The organism is Streptomyces sp. NPDC005151 (assembly GCF_053599875.1).
This window is the reverse complement of record NZ_JBSFYR010000031.1, coordinates 39,033-53,256: the sequence shown is the minus strand read 5'-3', so window position 1 is coordinate 53,256 and position 14,224 is coordinate 39,033. Positions and strand designations below refer to the sequence as shown.

Below are 14,224 nucleotides of genomic sequence, written 5' to 3'. Positions count from 1 at the left end.
CGGGGTCTCACTGAACGTGATGCTTCAGGACGCCGGCATGTCGCGCACCAGCGGCGCCACCTGCGTGCGAAGAGCTCGACAGTGGTCATCAGTGCCTCGTGCGGCAGGCCGTTCATCCCGTACTTCAGGTCGAAACGGCTCGCACCCAGTGTCTGGAGCGTGGCGGCGATCTTCCGTGCCACAGTTTCGGGCGATCCGACGTACAGGGCTGAGGCACTTGCCGACACCCGGCCCTGGGTCGAGAATTTCTCGCCAGGCGCGATCAAGTCCATCGGCATCGTGGAGTTTGTCGGCCCTCGGTCCGCCTCGACGGGCGGGGCATCCCGTACGTGATCATGCCGGGCGAGCCGGCCCTCAGCATGTATCCGATGCGCGGTCCGCGTTACGGGGGCCTCTGCTTGAGCGTCACATCGCCGGAATCGGTGCTCCGACAGGAGAAAGAGCTTGCTCGGCCCATATGGTCTTGCCGTCGCGGTTGTAGCGGGCACCCCAACGGGAGGCGAGCTGGGCCACGAGGAACAGGCCGCGGCCGTCCTCGTCGCCGGTGCGCGCGCGGCGCAGATGCGGGGCGTTGAGGCTGCCGTCGGAGACTTCGCAGATGAGGGCTGTGGCGTGGATGAGACGCAGGGCGATGGGGCCGCGCGCGTGCCGGATGGCGTTGGTGACCAGCTCACTGACCATCAGTTCGGTGGTGAAGGTGAGTGGTTCCAAGCCCCAGGTGGCAAGCTGACGGGTGGTGAGGGTACGGGCGTGGGCGACCTGCGCGGGGTCGACCGGCAGTTCCCAGGAGACGACCCGGCCTGCTTCCAATACGCGGGTGCGGGCAAGGAGCAGGGCAGCGTCATCGGATCGGTGCTCCGACAGCAGGGAGGCCACTACGGCATCGCAGAGCTGCTCGAGCGGTCGGGTGGGGCCGGCCATGGTGCGGGACAGCTGGTCGAGTCCGGCGTCGATATCCCAGCCCGGTGCTTCGATGAGGCCGTCGGTGTAGAGCGCCAGGACAGAGCTGTCCGCGAGACGGCGTTCAGCGGTTTCGAAGGGGAGACCGCCCAGACCCAGGGGCAGGTTGGGCGGGATGTCGTCGAGGACCTCCACCGCACCATCGGGCTGCACCAGGACGGGTGGGGGATGACCGGCGCGCGCGAAGGTGCAGATGCGGGAGATGGGGTCGTAGACGGAGTACAGACAAGTGGCGCCCTCGCAGTCGGGATCCTCCTCGGTGAGACGGATGACGAGGTCGTCGAGCTGGGTGAGGACCTCGTCGGGAGGGAGGTCGAGGTCGGCCAGTGTATGGACAGCGGTGCGCAACCGTCCCATGATGGCCGCCGCGTGCAGGCCGTGGCCGGTGACGTCTCCGACGACCAGGGCGACGCGGGCTCCCGACAGGGGCAGGACGTCGAACCAGTCCCCGCCCGCTCCGGCGTGGGTGGCAGCGGGCAGATACCGGTGGGCGGTCTCGACGGCGGGGAAATCGGGCAGATCGTGCGGCAGCAGGCTGCGCTGCAGGGCCAGGGCGGTGTTGTGCTCGCGGGTGTAGCGGCGGGCGTTGTCGATGCATACCGCGGCGCGGGACGAAAAGTCCTCGGCGAGGGACAGGTCCCCTTCGTCGTACGGGCGCGGATCCTGGTGGCGGCCGAGGGTGGCCACACCCAGCGTGATGCCGCGGGCCCGCAGCGGCACTGCCATGTACGAGTGGAAATGGAACTCGCGGACTTTCTCGGCCCGCCGGGCGTCGTGGGCGAACCACTCGTCCGCGTCCAGATTCCGCACCAGTACCGATTGCCCGGTGGCCAGGCTCCGGACCTGTGGCGTGCCCGGGTGAAACGCCACCGTCTCGCCCACCACGGACACGGCCTCCGGGGCGTGCCCGCGTATGGAACGGAGTCCTGATCGGCGGGTATGCACCTCCCCGGCCACCGGCCCGGGGGCCGGTTCCTCGCCCCGCACCGTCGCCTCCAGCAGGTCGATGGCGACGAAGTCCGCGAGCCCGGGAACGGCCGCGTCAGCCAGTTCCTGCGCCGTGCGCATCACGTCCAGCGTGGTGCCGATGCGCACGCCGGCCTCGGTCAGCAGCGCCAGCCGCTGCTGGGCCTGATAGCCGTCGGTGACGTCGATGTACATCTGGCACATCCCCAGGACGCGGCCGGCCGGGTCGGTCAGCCGGGCGGAGGAGGCGGAGAACACGTGCTCACGGTCCCGATCGGACGCAAGGCGGCTGCGCACCTTGAAGTCGACCACCGGCTCGCCGGTGTCCCGCACCCGCCTCAGGACCCGGTCGATCGTCGAGGTCGAGTCCGGTGAGGCATAGCCGATACGCCGGCCGATGAGCCGCTCGGCGGGCAGGGCGTGCGCGCGCTCCGCCGCGGCATTCACCCACAGGTACCGCAGCTCGGTATCCGTGACGGTCACCGGGATCGGGGACTGGCTGAAGAGCGCCTGCAGGATCGCGTGATCGACCTCCTCCCGTTCCACCTCTCGCGCGTCGGCGGCCCTGACGGACCAGCCGGCCTGGCCCTCCCTGCTGAGCAGGGGCCGCACGCGTACCGCTACCGACACCTCGTGCCCGTCGCGGTGCCTCATGCCCAGTACGCCGTCCCAGCTCTGCCCGGCTGTATGCCGTACCTGGGCAGCCACCGCGGCTTCCCGGTCCTCCCGGGTGGTCAGCAGATCCACCGCCGGCTTTCCGCAGACGTCTTCCGCGGGGTATCCAAGAAGTGCTTCCGCCTGCGGGCTCCACAGGGAGATCGCGCCGTTGCCCGCCACGTATGCGATGGCCGTGCACGCCCCCGGCAGCGAGTCTCCCGCCCCTGCGTCGAGGCCCCCGGAAACCTTGGTTACGCGCACCGGCACCACCTCGTCCCAGGCCTCTCCCTGCCCATGATAGAGACCGGGGTGGTGCCTGACTCCTTGAGCGCGCCGTGCCCGAGTGGAACGCCGGACCCGGAACGGGTTCGGCGGCCCTCCTGTCGGCCCAGGGCCTTGCGTGCGCCGCCGTCGGGGATGTTGCCGAGTCTGTTGATGTTTCCGCGAACGTGGTGCGTCAGTGCGGCATGCCGGACAGAGCCGTGGCGGTGGTCGTGACCTGCGCAGGCTCGGTCACCATCGGGAGCACGGTTCCTCCGCGCACATCGGCCTCGGCCACCGGGCGGAAACCCCCGGCCGCGTACCTGAGACCGACTGGCAATTGGGGGGCGGCGTCACGGGGCTGGGGCGCGCACCTCGCGGCGTTGTCGTCCATCACCATGGCTCCGCCATGGCTCAATCCTCCGCCTTGCGATGCACGCACCCCAGCCCCGCTCCTTCACCCACCCCCCAATGCCGGTCGGTCTGAGCCGAAACCCGGCTGACACCGGGAACGGGCTGGTCCTACGCTCGCCGGATGACGACACCCAGTTACCCTGACAAGCCCCGCCCCGGCGACCGCGTCGCCGTCATCTCCCCGTCCTCCGGGCTGCCCGGAATCCTGCCCCTGCCCTACGAGTTGGGGCTACGCAGACTCCGCGAGGAGTTCGGGCTCGAAGTGGTGGAGTATCCGGCGACGCGCACCATGGGGTCGACTCCGGCCGAGCGGGCCGCCGATATCCACGCGGCGTTCGCCGACCCCGAGATCAAGGCGGTGATCGCCAGCATCGGCGGTGACGACCAGATCACCGTTCTTCCGCACCTGGACCGCGAGCTCCTGCGCGCCAACCCCAAGCCGTTCTTCGGGTACAGCGACAACACCAACCTGCTGGTCCTCCTCCGGAACCTGGGCATCGTCGGCTACCACGGCGGGTCGGTGATGGTCGAACTCGGACGCCCCGGCGCGATGCACCCCCTGACCGCCGACTCCTTGCGAGCCGCCCTCTTCACCCGGGGAACCTACGAACTGACTCCAGCCAAGGAGACCGACCACGTCAACCGCCCCTGGGAGGACCCGCGGACCTTCGACTCAGAGCCCGAGATGCGCCCCGCCGACGGCTGGATCTGGCACAACGCCGACCGGGTCGTCGAAGGGACCGGCTGGGGCGGCAACCTGGAGATCCTGTCGTGGCTGCTCATGGCCGACCGCGAGATCCGGCCGGTCGACGAGTACACCGGCAGCGTGCTCTTCCTGGAGACGTCCGAGGACATGCCCTCTGCTGACGAGGTCTACTGGGTTCTGCGGAGCATGGGAGAGCGTGGGCTCCTCCAGCAGTTCCCCGCGCTGATCATGGGGCGGGCCAAGTGCTGGTCGTTCGCGCAGCCGCTCGGCGCCGAGGAGGGGGACCGGTTCTGTGCGGAGCAACGGCAGGCGGTCCTGCGCGCGTTGAGCGAGTACGCCCCCGACACGATGGCCGTCCTCGATGTCGACCTCGGCCACACGGACCCGCAGGTGGTGATCCCGTACGGCGGGCACATCCGCGTCGACGGGACCGCCCGCCGCATCGTCGTCACCTACTGAGGCCTCACCTGCCGAGCTGGGCTCCTTCCCGGTCGGCGAAGTATGCCGAAGGGGTCGAGCCCGGCGTCCGGCGGAACATCGCCGTGAACGCACTGGGTGTCGCGTAGCCGAGCTTGTCCGCGTCCCGTGTGCGGCGGGAGGCAACGGGGCGGCCACGGTGCGCCGAATCTTTGGTCCGACCACATGGCGTGTGTGACATAGTGGGAGAAAGTTCGAGGCAGGGGGTGAACGGTGCCCGTCGAGTGGCAACCCGTACGGCAGTCCCGTACGCATGAGCTCGTGCTCCAGAGCATCGAGGAGCGGGTGTTCGCGGGTGAGCTCAAGGCGGGGGACCGGCTGCCGCCCGAGCGTGAGCTCGCGCCGGTGCTCGGAGTCAGCCGATCCGCGCTGCGTGAGGCGCTGCGGGTGCTGGAGACGATCGGGGTGCTCGTCGCCCAGCCCGGGCGCGGCCCGGATGCCGGGGCGCGGATCGTACGCAACCCCGACGACGCCCTCGGCCGGCTGCTGCGGCTCCACTTCGCCCTCGGCAGCTACAGCCTGGAGGACGTCCTCGAGGCGCGCGTCGTGCTCGAACGGTCCAGCTTCGAAGCGGCGGCCACCCATGCCTCCGCCGAGGATCTGGACGAGGCGGAGCACCTGCTCGTACGCATGGGGGAGCCGGATGTCGGAGTCTCCGAGTTCAACGACCTGGACACCCGGTTCCACGTGCAGATCGCGCGCAGCTCCGGCAACGAACTGACCTCCACCCTCACCTCCGCCGTGCGTGAGTCCGTACGCCCGCTGATTCTGCGGGCGCTGGAGGCGGCCGAGGACTGGCCGGCCACGGCGGGCGGGCTCAACGCCCAGCACGCCGAACTGCTGCGGCTGGTGCGCGCGGGCAAGGGTGCGAAGGCGGCCGATCTGGTCGAGTGGCACATCCGCAGCCTGCACGGCACGCTGGTGGACGAGAAGGAATAGCCCGCGGGGTGTCGGGCGACGAGGGGGGCGGTGCGCCTGCGCACCGCCCCCCTCGTGCGTGTTCTTCCCTCCCCTTCCGGACCGAGGCTAGTATGGTCCGACCATATAAAGGCCAGAGAAACGATCGGAGAGGCTCCATGCGCATCGGACTCTTCGCCACCTGTCTGGGAGACACGCTCTTCCCCGAGGTGGTGAAATCCACCGCGGTGCTGCTCGCCCGGCTGGGACATGAGGTGGTGTTCCCGCCGGAGCAGACCTGCTGCGGCCAGATGCACGTCAACACCGGCTACCAGCGCGAGCCGGTCCCCCTGGTGCGGAACTTCGCCGAGCAGTTCGGCGACCCGTCCATCGACGCCGTCGTCATGCCCTCGGGATCGTGCGCCGGATCGGTCCGCCACCAGCATGAGATCGTGGCCGAGCGGTACGGCGACGCGGCGTTGCGCTCGGGCGTCGCCACGGTCAAGGCCAAGACGTACGAGCTTTCGGAGTTCCTCGTCGACGTCCTGGACGTCACCGAGGTCGGCGCGTACTTCCCGCACCGCGTCACCTACCACCCGACCTGCCACTCCCTGCGGATGCTCCGCGTCGGCGAGAAGCCGCTGAAGCTGCTGCGCGCCGTCGAGTCCATCGACCTCGTCGAGCTCCCCGAGGCGGACTCCTGCTGCGGGTTCGGCGGTACCTTCGCCGTGAAGAACGCGGAGACGTCGACCGCGATGCTCCAGGACAAGATGCGCACCATCGCCGCCACGGAAGCGGACGTGTGCACCGCCGGGGACTCGTCCTGTCTGATGCACATCGGCGGCGGACTCTCCCGTATCAAGTCGGGCACGCGCACCCTGCACCTCGCGCAGATCCTCTCCTCCACCCGCACCTCGCCGTACGTCCTGACGGAGGCCGTCCGATGAGCAGCACCTTCCTCGGCATGCCCGCCACCCCGCCCCGCTCCCCGTACGGGACCGGAAATCTGCGCGGCGACCGGACGTTTCCGGCGGCCGCCCACGACGAGCTCCGCAACGAACAACTGCGCCGCAACCTGGGCAGGGCCACCCACACGATCCGCGCCAAGCGCCTGAACGTCACCGGCGAACTGCCCGACTGGGAGCAGTTGCGAGACGCCGGCTCGGCCATCAAGACCGACACCATGAACCGGCTCCCCGAGCTCCTGGAGCAGCTGGAGCAGCAGGTCACCGAGCGCGGCGGCACCGTCCACTGGGCGCGCGACGGCGTCGAGGCCAACGAGATCGTCACCCGGCTCGTCCGGGCGACCAAATCCACGGAGGTCATCAAGGTCAAGTCGATGGCCACCCAGGAGATCGGTCTCAACGAACACCTGGAATCGGCCGGCATCACCCCGTACGAGACGGACCTCGCCGAGCTCATCGTGCAGCTCGCCCACGACAAACCGTCACACATCCTGGTTCCCGCGATCCACCGCAACCGCGACGAGATCCGGCAGATCTTCCTCAAGGAGATCCCCGGCGTCGACCCGCGGCTCGACAACGTGCCCGCCCATCTCGCCGCCGCGGCCCGCGCCTATCTGCGCGAGAAGTTCATGACGACGAAGGTCGCGGTCTCGGGCGCCAACTTCGGGATCGCCGAGACCGGCACCCTGTCCGTCGTCGAGTCCGAGGGCAACGGCCGGATGTGCCTGACCCTGCCCGACACCCTGATCACCGTCATGGGCATCGAGAAGGTGCTGCCGCGCTATCAGGACCTCGAAGTCTTCCTGCAGTTGCTGCCGCGCTCGTCGACCGGGGAGCGGATGAACCCGTACACCTCGATGTGGACGGGGGTCACGCCCGGCGACGGACCGCAGGACTTCCATCTGGTCCTCCTCGACAACGGACGGACCGCCGCGCTGGCCGACCGGATCGGGCGCGAGGCGCTCAACTGCATCCGCTGCTCGGCCTGTCTCAACGTCTGCCCGGTGTACGAACGGGCCGGCGGTCACGCGTACGGATCGACCTACCCCGGACCGATCGGCGCGGTCCTCACGCCGCAGCTCGCCGGGATGCACGCCGCCAAGGACGACCCCAACAGCTCCCTGCCGTACGCCTCCAGCCTCTGCGGCGCCTGCTTCGACGCCTGCCCCGTCAAGATCGACATTCCGTCGCTGCTGGTCGAGCTGCGCCACCAGCACACCGAACAGTCCGGTACGACGGCGGAGAAGCTGGCCATGAAGGCGGCGGCCGGCGTGATGAAGCGGCCGAAGCTGTTCACGGCCGCGCAGAAGGCCGCGGGGCTCGGCCGGGTGCTCGGCGGGCGGGACGGGAAGATCTCGCATCTGCCGCCGCCGTTCCGCGGATGGAGCGACAGCCGTGACACCGCGGCGCCGCCGAAGCAGTCCTTCCGGTCGTGGCTGGCATCGGACGAGGGTGCCGCGACCATGCGGGCCGCCGCCGACGAGTACGACAGGAACCAGCAGAAGGAGGAGAAGTGACGACCGCTCGCGCCACGGTGCTCGGCCGGGTCCGGGACGCCCTGGCCCTCGCCCCCACCCCGGACACCACCATCCCGCGCGACTACCGGACCGGCCGCACGCTTCCCGACGACGAGCGACTCGCACTCTTCACCGACCGGCTTGTCGACTACAAGGCGCAGGTGCACACCTGCACGGCCACCCGCACCGCCGAGGTGATCGCGGAGGTGCTGGACGGGCTCGGTGCGCGGAGGATCGGGGTGCCCGCCGGGCTCGACGAGCAGTGGCTCGGTGCGTACGACGGTGACGTCCAGCAGGACTCCGCCGACATCCCGGCGCCCCGGCTCGACGCGCTGGACGCAGTCGTCACCGCGTCGGCCGTCGGCTGCGCCGAGACCGGCACGATCTTCCTCGACGGCTCGCCCGACCAGGGGCGGCGGGCCCTGTCGCTCGTCCCCGACCTGCATGTGTGTGTCGTCGATCTGTCGGCCGTCGAGGTGGGGGTGCCGGAGGCGGTCGCGCGGTTGGTGCCGGAGCGCCCGACGACGCTGATCAGCGGGCCGTCGGCCACGTCGGACATCGAGCTGGAGCGGGTCGAAGGGGTACACGGTCCGCGCACGCTGGTGGTCGTGATCCGCGTCGACGCGTAGGAGGCGTCCGCCGGACGGGCAGGAGGCCGTCCGGCGGACCGTACGGTCAGCGGTGCTCGACCGTCAGCGGTTCGAAGCCGATACGGGTCGTCGACCCGTCGTCGGCCCAGCCGACCTCGACCGTGTCGCCGTCCACGTTCACCTCGCTCACGGCCACCGCGAGTGCTGTCGCCTCCGGCTCCGCCGTCAGCGACGCGAGCGACACCAGCAGAACCGTTCCCTCCGCGTCCGCGCCCAGCCTCGGCAGCACCGCCCACCGGGCGTACGCCGTGCCCTGCGGAGCCCGTACCGGCGCCCAGCGCGACCGCCGAACCGGCCGCGAACCGGTAGGTCAGCGAACGCCCGAAGTGGATCGGGGCACCGTCGCCGCCGAACAGCAGCGTGTAGTTGTCCAGGTGCTCGCGCAGCCTGGGGTGGACCACTGCCAGGCAGCCCGCAGCATCCCGTCCGCGGCCGCCTCCCAGTGCGCCCGGGTGTAGCCGGTGTGCGGGCTCAAGCCGCGGTCTTCGGAGGGGAGTTCAAGAGGAGAGGTCATGCGAGGAATGCCAGCCTTTCGCGTCGTACGGGGTGGGCGAAGCCGTCGCCCGCGGCCCAGCGGTCGATCTCGCCGACCGCCAGGTCGACCAGCCGCCGCCATTCGTTGCCCTGCGAGCCCGCGAGATGTGGAGTGATCAGGGTGTTCTCGCACTCCCACAGGGGGTGCGAGGACGGCAGCGTGTCGGGGTCGGTGACGTCGAGGATTGCGCGGATCCGGTTCTGCTGGAGTACGTCGGTGAGCGCGTCCTGGTCGATGACGGCGCCCCGCGAGGTGTTGATGAGCACCCCGTCGGGGCGCATCGACATGAGCAGTTCGCGGCTGACGAGACCGAGGGTGGCGGGCAGCAGCGGAGTGTGGACGCTCACCACATCGCTCTGCGCGAACAGTTCGGCGAGCCCGACCGGATGCACGCCCAGTTCGGCGGCGTCCGCCTCGGAGACGTACGGATCGTGCAGCAGCACCCGCAGGTCGTACGGGCGCAGCAGCTCGATGACGCGCCGGCCGATCAGCGAGGCGGACAGGATGCCCACGGTGCGCCCGTAGTTGCCCACCTCCGCCGAGGTGCGCAGCCAGTCGTCGCGACAGCGCTCGTCGCGGTAGTCGCGGGCCCGCTCCAGGACCCGTTTACCGGAGAGCAGGATCATCGCGACGGTGTACTCCGCGACCGGCAGCGCATTGGCTGCCGCCGCCGAGGACACCTCGATACCCCGTTCCCAGCAGGCCTCGGTGACATGACCGCGGACGGTGCCGGCCGTGTGGACGACGGCACGCAGCTGCGGCGCCGCGGCCAGCACGCTCTCGTCGAGCGGTGGGCAGCCCCAGCCGGTGACCAGGATCTCGGTGTCCGCGAGCGTGGCGCGGGCCCGGTCGGTGGTGAAGTCGTCGAGGACGGGCAGAGGGGCGAGTTCGCACACCCCGGCGAGTGCGGCCAGGGCTCCGGGAGTGAGGACGGCGGCCGCGGCGTCCGGCTTCATGGCGACGGCGGCGCGTGGCCGGCGGTGCGCGGCGGGGGCGGTCGGGACGGTCGGGGTGGTGCTGGGCATCATGCTCCTGGTCGGGGAGTGGTGCGGACGTGATCCGGTCGGCCCGCTACTTGACGGAGCCCGTGGTGAGCCCCGATGTCTGCGCCGGTGCTGATGGCGTTGCTCGTGCTGCCCGACTGCGATGGGCCGTCGCTGCTGCTGCAGGCGCTGAGCGCGCCTGTCAGAGGCAGGGCGGCGATCGTGGCGAGCACGGATCGACGGCTCTGTCGACCAGGCATGGGTGCCTCCCGCGGCTCCTGATTCAGGACACGGGGAATCCTGATCGGCTGATCGGTACGGGTCAATAGATCGATCAGAAGAAAATGAAAGCGGTCAAACGCTCAATTCTTGACGGGGGATGACCTCCTGGGCCGAACCGCGCACCTTCAGCGCGGGCAGCAGCTCCGTCCGGCGCACCGGTCCGGTGGTACCGGCGGGCCCGGTCAGCCGGTACAGCAGCAGTTCGGCCGCCGCCCGCCCGATCTCCGCCTTCGGCGGCGCCACCGCGGTCAGCGGCGTACTGCCCAGGGCCGCGACCACGTCGTCGTACGCCACCACCGAGCAGTCCCGCGGCACCTGGACCCCGCTCTCCGCCATCCGCTGCACCAGCATCAGCGCGTCCACATCGCCGTGCAGCACGGCCGCCGTGGCGCCCCGCTCGCGCAGCAGGGCGGCGAGATCGGGGGCGGCGCCCTCGGCCGGCGCCGGAGCGTCCTGGACGCGGACCGCCGCGCCCGGCGACCCGGGCCCCGGACCGGGCACCGCCGCGGGTGAACTGAGCACCACGGACCAGTCCTCCACCTCCGGCCGGTCCGCCGCGATCTCGGCGAACGCCGCCCGGATGGTGCGCGCCGTCGGACTGTCGTCACGGGCGGCCAGGACGATGCGGCGGTGGCCCAGCGACACCAGATGGTCCACGGCGAGATGCGTCCCGTACCAGTGATCGGAACAGACCGAGTCCAGGGGGTGCAGCGCACTGCCCGGCCGGGGCCGCCGCTCCATCAGCACGGTCGGCACGCCCACCTCCGCCAGCCAGCCGTAGTCCAGCTCCTCCGAGCGGGCGTTGCGCCATCGCGGGGCGATCAGCAGTCCGCGGGCCCCGTCCGCCAGGGCCCGCTCCACCAGCGGCCGTTCGCCACCGGACGACTGCGGCGCGATGTGCAGGGCGATCCGCATCCCGGACTCCTCCAGCACGGTCCGGGCGCCGTGCAGCGTCTCGTACAGATACGAATGCCGCTCCGGTACGACGATGGCCACCGCGCCTCCGTCGCCGGCCGGCTCCGCGGTCCGCGCCGCCGGGACCGGGACGGATTCCGCCGCGTCGACCACCGGCCGGGCCACCCCGTGCCCGCGCCGCAGCCTCCCGATCCGGGCCAGCTCCTCGACGTCCCGCCGGATCGTGACCGCCGAGACATCCAGCTCGGCGGCGAGCACGCCGACCTTGACGGCGCCTCGCGACTGCACCACCGACAGGATTCGCTGACGCCTGAGTTCAACCGGCTCCCGCATGCTGATGGCCCCCTCGCCGTACCGCTGCGCATTGTTCGTTTGAACGCTTCCCGTGAACGCTTGGGTCGCAGCATAGCGATCACCCCCGCACTGTCCATGGCCGATCATGTCCGTCCCGTGACTCCGCCAGCCGCACCTGTGCCGAGCCCGACACCGGCGCCCCGTACGCCACCTTGATCTCGTCGATCCTCAGCCGGCCGAAGAAGTCCGGCGCCTGCGGACCGGTTGGTGGTTCGGAAGTGCGTGCGATGAGCATCTGCTCCCGGCATGGACACCCTCACACTCTGGCAACTGGCGGCGCTGGCCGCGGCATCCACGCTCGTCGGCTTCTCCAAGACGGCCGTCAGCGGTGCCAAGACGATCAGTCTCGCGGTCTTCGCGGCCGTACTCCCGGCACGCGAGTCCACCGGAGTTCTGCTCCCGATCCTCATCGCGGGCGATGCGCTCGCGGTCTTCGCCTACCGCAGGCACGCCCACTGGCCGACGCTGCTGCGGCTGTTCCCCGCCGTCGCCGTGGGCGTGGTGATGGGCACCGTCTTCATGATGTGGGCCGACGACGACGCCGTGAGGACGTCGATCGGCGCGATCCTGCTCTTCATGGCGGGCGTCACCGTCTGGCGGCGCCGCACCGGGGCCGACAGCAAGGTGGCTCCGGACGAGCCCGGCGGCCCGTCCGGGGCAGGCAGGCTCAAGGCCCGTTCGTACGGGGTGCTCGGCGGCTTCACCACCATGGTCGCCAACGCGGGCGGCCCCGTGATGTCGCTCCACCTGCTGTCCGCGGGCTTCCGGAAGCTCGGCTTCCTCGGCACATCGGCGTGGTTCTTCCTTATCGTCAACACCTCCAAGGTGCCGTTCAGTGTGGGCCTCGGCCTCATCGACGCGCAGTCGTTGCTGCTGGACGCGGCCATGCTGCTGTTCGTCGTCCCGGGCGCGTACGTCGGCCGGAAGGTGTGGACCGGATCAACCAGAAGCTCTTCGAGCGACTGGTGCTCGGTGCGACCGTGCTCAGCGGACTCCAGCTGCTGCTGCGCTGACCGCACCCCATGGAACGACGAAACCCTCCTGGACCGGACGGTCCAGGAGGGTTTGAGGAGAAACCTGAGGAGAGCGTGGACGCCGTCGTGTCAGATGATGTCCGCGGCGATCTCCGCCTGTTCACGGGCGTTCCCGTACGCCGACGGCGTGCTGTAGGAACGGCGCGCGACGAACCACCAGACGGTGGCCAGGACCAGTACGGCGACGAGCGCGAGCGACGCGTAGTTCATCGAGTCGATGGTCACCGGCGACGACTGCGGAAGCAGGAACAGTACGGTCACGATGGCCACCCACACCACGGCGATCCAGCCGATCGGCTTGGACCAGCGGCCCAGGTGCCAGGGCCCCCGCTCGAAGCGGTCCCCGGCGCGCAGCTTCAGGAAGATCGGGATCGCGTAGGCGGGCGTGATACCGATGACGTTGATCGCGGTCACCGCGCCGTAGGCGGTGGCCGAGTACAGCGACGGCAGCGCCAGCAGTCCGGCGACGACGACCGACAGCCACACGGCGGGGACGGGCGTCTGGGTGCGGGCGCTCACCTTGCGCCACAGCGCCGAACCCGGCAGCGCGTTGTCGCGGCTGAACGCGAACACCATCCGGCTGGCGGCGGCGACCTCGGCATTGCCGCAGAACAGCTGGGCCGCTATCACGATCAGCAGCATGGCGGTGGCGCCCGAGGTGCCGAGCGCGTCGATCAGGATCTGGGCCGGCGGCACACCGGTGGCACTCTCCTGGGTGCCCGCGTAGTCCTGGATCGCGAACGTCAGACCGGCGAGCAGCACGAAACCGGCGATCCAGGAGACCCAGATCGAGCGGACGATGCCGCGGGCCGCCGACACCGAGGCGTTCGAGGTCTCCTCCGACAGATGGGCGGAGGCGTCGTAGCCACAGAAGGTGTACTGCGCCAGCAGCAGGCCGATCGCCGCCACATAGAGCGGGTTCTCCCAGCCCGTGTCATTGACGAACTCGGTGAAGACGAACGACGGCGACTGGTGGTGGGAGGGCACGATCGCCAGCACGGTGACGATCACGGCGACGCCGGCCAGGTGCCACCACACGCTGATCGAGTTGAGCACGCTGACCAGACGGACCCCGAAGAGGTTCAGCACGGCGTGCAGCAGCAGGATGCAGAGGAAAATGATCATGGTTTTGCCGGGGGTGGGGGTGAAGCCCCACTGCAGGTTCATCAGCGCGCCGGTGAACAGCGCGGCACCGTAGTCGATTCCCGCGATCGCACCGAGCAGACCGAGCAGGTTCAGCCAGCCCGTGTACCAGCCCCACTTGCGGCCGCCGAGCCGGTCGGCCATGTAATACAGCGCCCCGGACGTCGGGTACGCGCTGGTGACCTCGGCGAGCGCCATGCCGACGCAGAGGACGAACAGTCCGACACCGGCCCAGCCCCACAGCATCACCGACGGGCCGCCGGCCGACATGCCGAAGCCGTACAGGGTCATGCAGCCGGACAGGATCGAGATGACGGAGAAGCTGATGGCGAAGTTGCCGAAGCCGCCCATGCGACGGGCCAGCACCGGCTGGTAGCCGAGTTCGCGCAGCCGCTGCTCCTCGTCCTTCTGGGGAGCGGCCTGCGATCCCGGCTGGGTCGAGGTGGATAGGGACATGAGAGGAAACCTCCGGGAAGGGGAAGGGGTCGGGGACGGTTTGTGGTCGGGG

11 protein-coding genes and 2 pseudogenes are annotated in these 14,224 nt (G+C 70.1%); 6 read left to right on the top strand and 7 right to left on the bottom strand.

Features of this window, described 5'->3' with window-relative positions:
- Nucleotides 1-405 precede the first annotated feature (405 nt).
- Both ACWD6R_RS18640 and ACWD6R_RS18635 read right to left on the bottom strand, forming a co-directional pair.
- Nucleotides 406-2,844 (bottom strand): SpoIIE family protein phosphatase, encoded by a 2,439-nt coding sequence (locus tag ACWD6R_RS18640; RefSeq protein WP_451819665.1) that lies wholly within the window; start codon nucleotides 2,842-2,844, stop codon nucleotides 406-408.
- Between the two features lie 196 nt (nucleotides 2,845-3,040).
- Nucleotides 3,041-3,238, bottom strand: coding sequence for a hypothetical protein (locus ACWD6R_RS18635; protein WP_451819664.1), 198 nt, complete (start codon nucleotides 3,236-3,238; stop codon nucleotides 3,041-3,043).
- Between the two features lie 141 nt (nucleotides 3,239-3,379).
- Between ACWD6R_RS18635 and ACWD6R_RS18630 the strand changes: the two genes are divergently transcribed.
- From ACWD6R_RS18630 to ACWD6R_RS18610, 5 genes are all read left to right on the top strand, one after another.
- Nucleotides 3,380-4,423 (top strand): S66 family peptidase, encoded by a 1,044-nt coding sequence (locus ACWD6R_RS18630; RefSeq protein ID WP_451819663.1) that lies wholly within the window; start codon nucleotides 3,380-3,382, stop codon nucleotides 4,421-4,423.
- 231 nt (nucleotides 4,424-4,654) lie between these two features.
- The gene (locus tag ACWD6R_RS18625; RefSeq protein WP_451819662.1) at nucleotides 4,655-5,380 is read left to right on the top strand and encodes a FadR/GntR family transcriptional regulator; all 726 of its coding nucleotides are present in this window, start codon (nucleotides 4,655-4,657) and stop codon (nucleotides 5,378-5,380) included.
- 137 nt (nucleotides 5,381-5,517) lie between these two features.
- Nucleotides 5,518-6,285, top strand: coding sequence for a (Fe-S)-binding protein (locus ACWD6R_RS18620; protein WP_451819661.1), 768 nt, complete (start codon nucleotides 5,518-5,520; stop codon nucleotides 6,283-6,285).
- Nucleotides 6,282-7,820, top strand: a complete 1,539-nt coding sequence (locus ACWD6R_RS18615) for a lactate utilization protein B (RefSeq protein WP_451819660.1) — start codon at nucleotides 6,282-6,284, stop codon at nucleotides 7,818-7,820. The genes ACWD6R_RS18620 and ACWD6R_RS18615 overlap by 4 nt, the downstream gene beginning before the upstream one ends.
- A complete protein-coding gene (locus ACWD6R_RS18610) occupies nucleotides 7,817-8,449 on the top strand; it encodes a LutC/YkgG family protein (protein WP_451819659.1) in 633 nt (210 codons plus the stop codon). Before ACWD6R_RS18615 ends, ACWD6R_RS18610 begins: the two co-directional genes overlap by 4 nt.
- A 46-nt stretch (nucleotides 8,450-8,495) precedes the next feature.
- On the opposite strand, the gene ACWD6R_RS18605 is transcribed toward ACWD6R_RS18610, so the two are convergent.
- The 4 genes and pseudogenes from ACWD6R_RS18605 to ACWD6R_RS18590 all read right to left on the bottom strand — a co-directional run bounded on the left by ACWD6R_RS18605 (nucleotide 8,496) and on the right by ACWD6R_RS18590 (nucleotide 11,518).
- Nucleotides 8,496-8,699: a hypothetical protein gene (locus tag ACWD6R_RS18605; RefSeq protein ID WP_451819658.1), complete on the bottom strand. Its 204-nt coding sequence runs from the start codon at nucleotides 8,697-8,699 to the stop codon at nucleotides 8,496-8,498.
- Between the two features lie 31 nt (nucleotides 8,700-8,730).
- Nucleotides 8,731-8,859 (bottom strand): annotated as a pseudogene (locus ACWD6R_RS18600) (DUF2264 domain-containing protein); the annotation flags it as partial.
- A gap of 121 nt (nucleotides 8,860-8,980) precedes the next feature.
- Nucleotides 8,981-10,030, bottom strand: coding sequence for a hydroxyacid dehydrogenase (locus ACWD6R_RS18595; protein ID WP_451819657.1), 1,050 nt, complete (start codon nucleotides 10,028-10,030; stop codon nucleotides 8,981-8,983).
- A gap of 312 nt (nucleotides 10,031-10,342) precedes the next feature.
- Nucleotides 10,343-11,518 carry a substrate-binding domain-containing protein gene (locus ACWD6R_RS18590; RefSeq protein WP_451819656.1) on the bottom strand — a complete coding sequence of 392 codons (1,176 nt, stop codon included), beginning with the start codon at nucleotides 11,516-11,518 and terminating at the stop codon, nucleotides 10,343-10,345.
- Between the two features lie 267 nt (nucleotides 11,519-11,785).
- Between ACWD6R_RS18590 and ACWD6R_RS18585 the strand changes: the two are divergent.
- Nucleotides 11,786-12,552 (top strand): annotated as a pseudogene (locus tag ACWD6R_RS18585) (sulfite exporter TauE/SafE family protein).
- A 90-nt stretch (nucleotides 12,553-12,642) separates the two neighbouring features.
- Here the strand turns inward: ACWD6R_RS18585 and ACWD6R_RS18580 are convergent.
- Nucleotides 12,643-14,172 (bottom strand): amino acid permease, encoded by a 1,530-nt coding sequence (locus ACWD6R_RS18580; protein ID WP_451819655.1) that lies wholly within the window; start codon nucleotides 14,170-14,172, stop codon nucleotides 12,643-12,645.
- Nucleotides 14,173-14,224 lie beyond the last annotated feature (52 nt).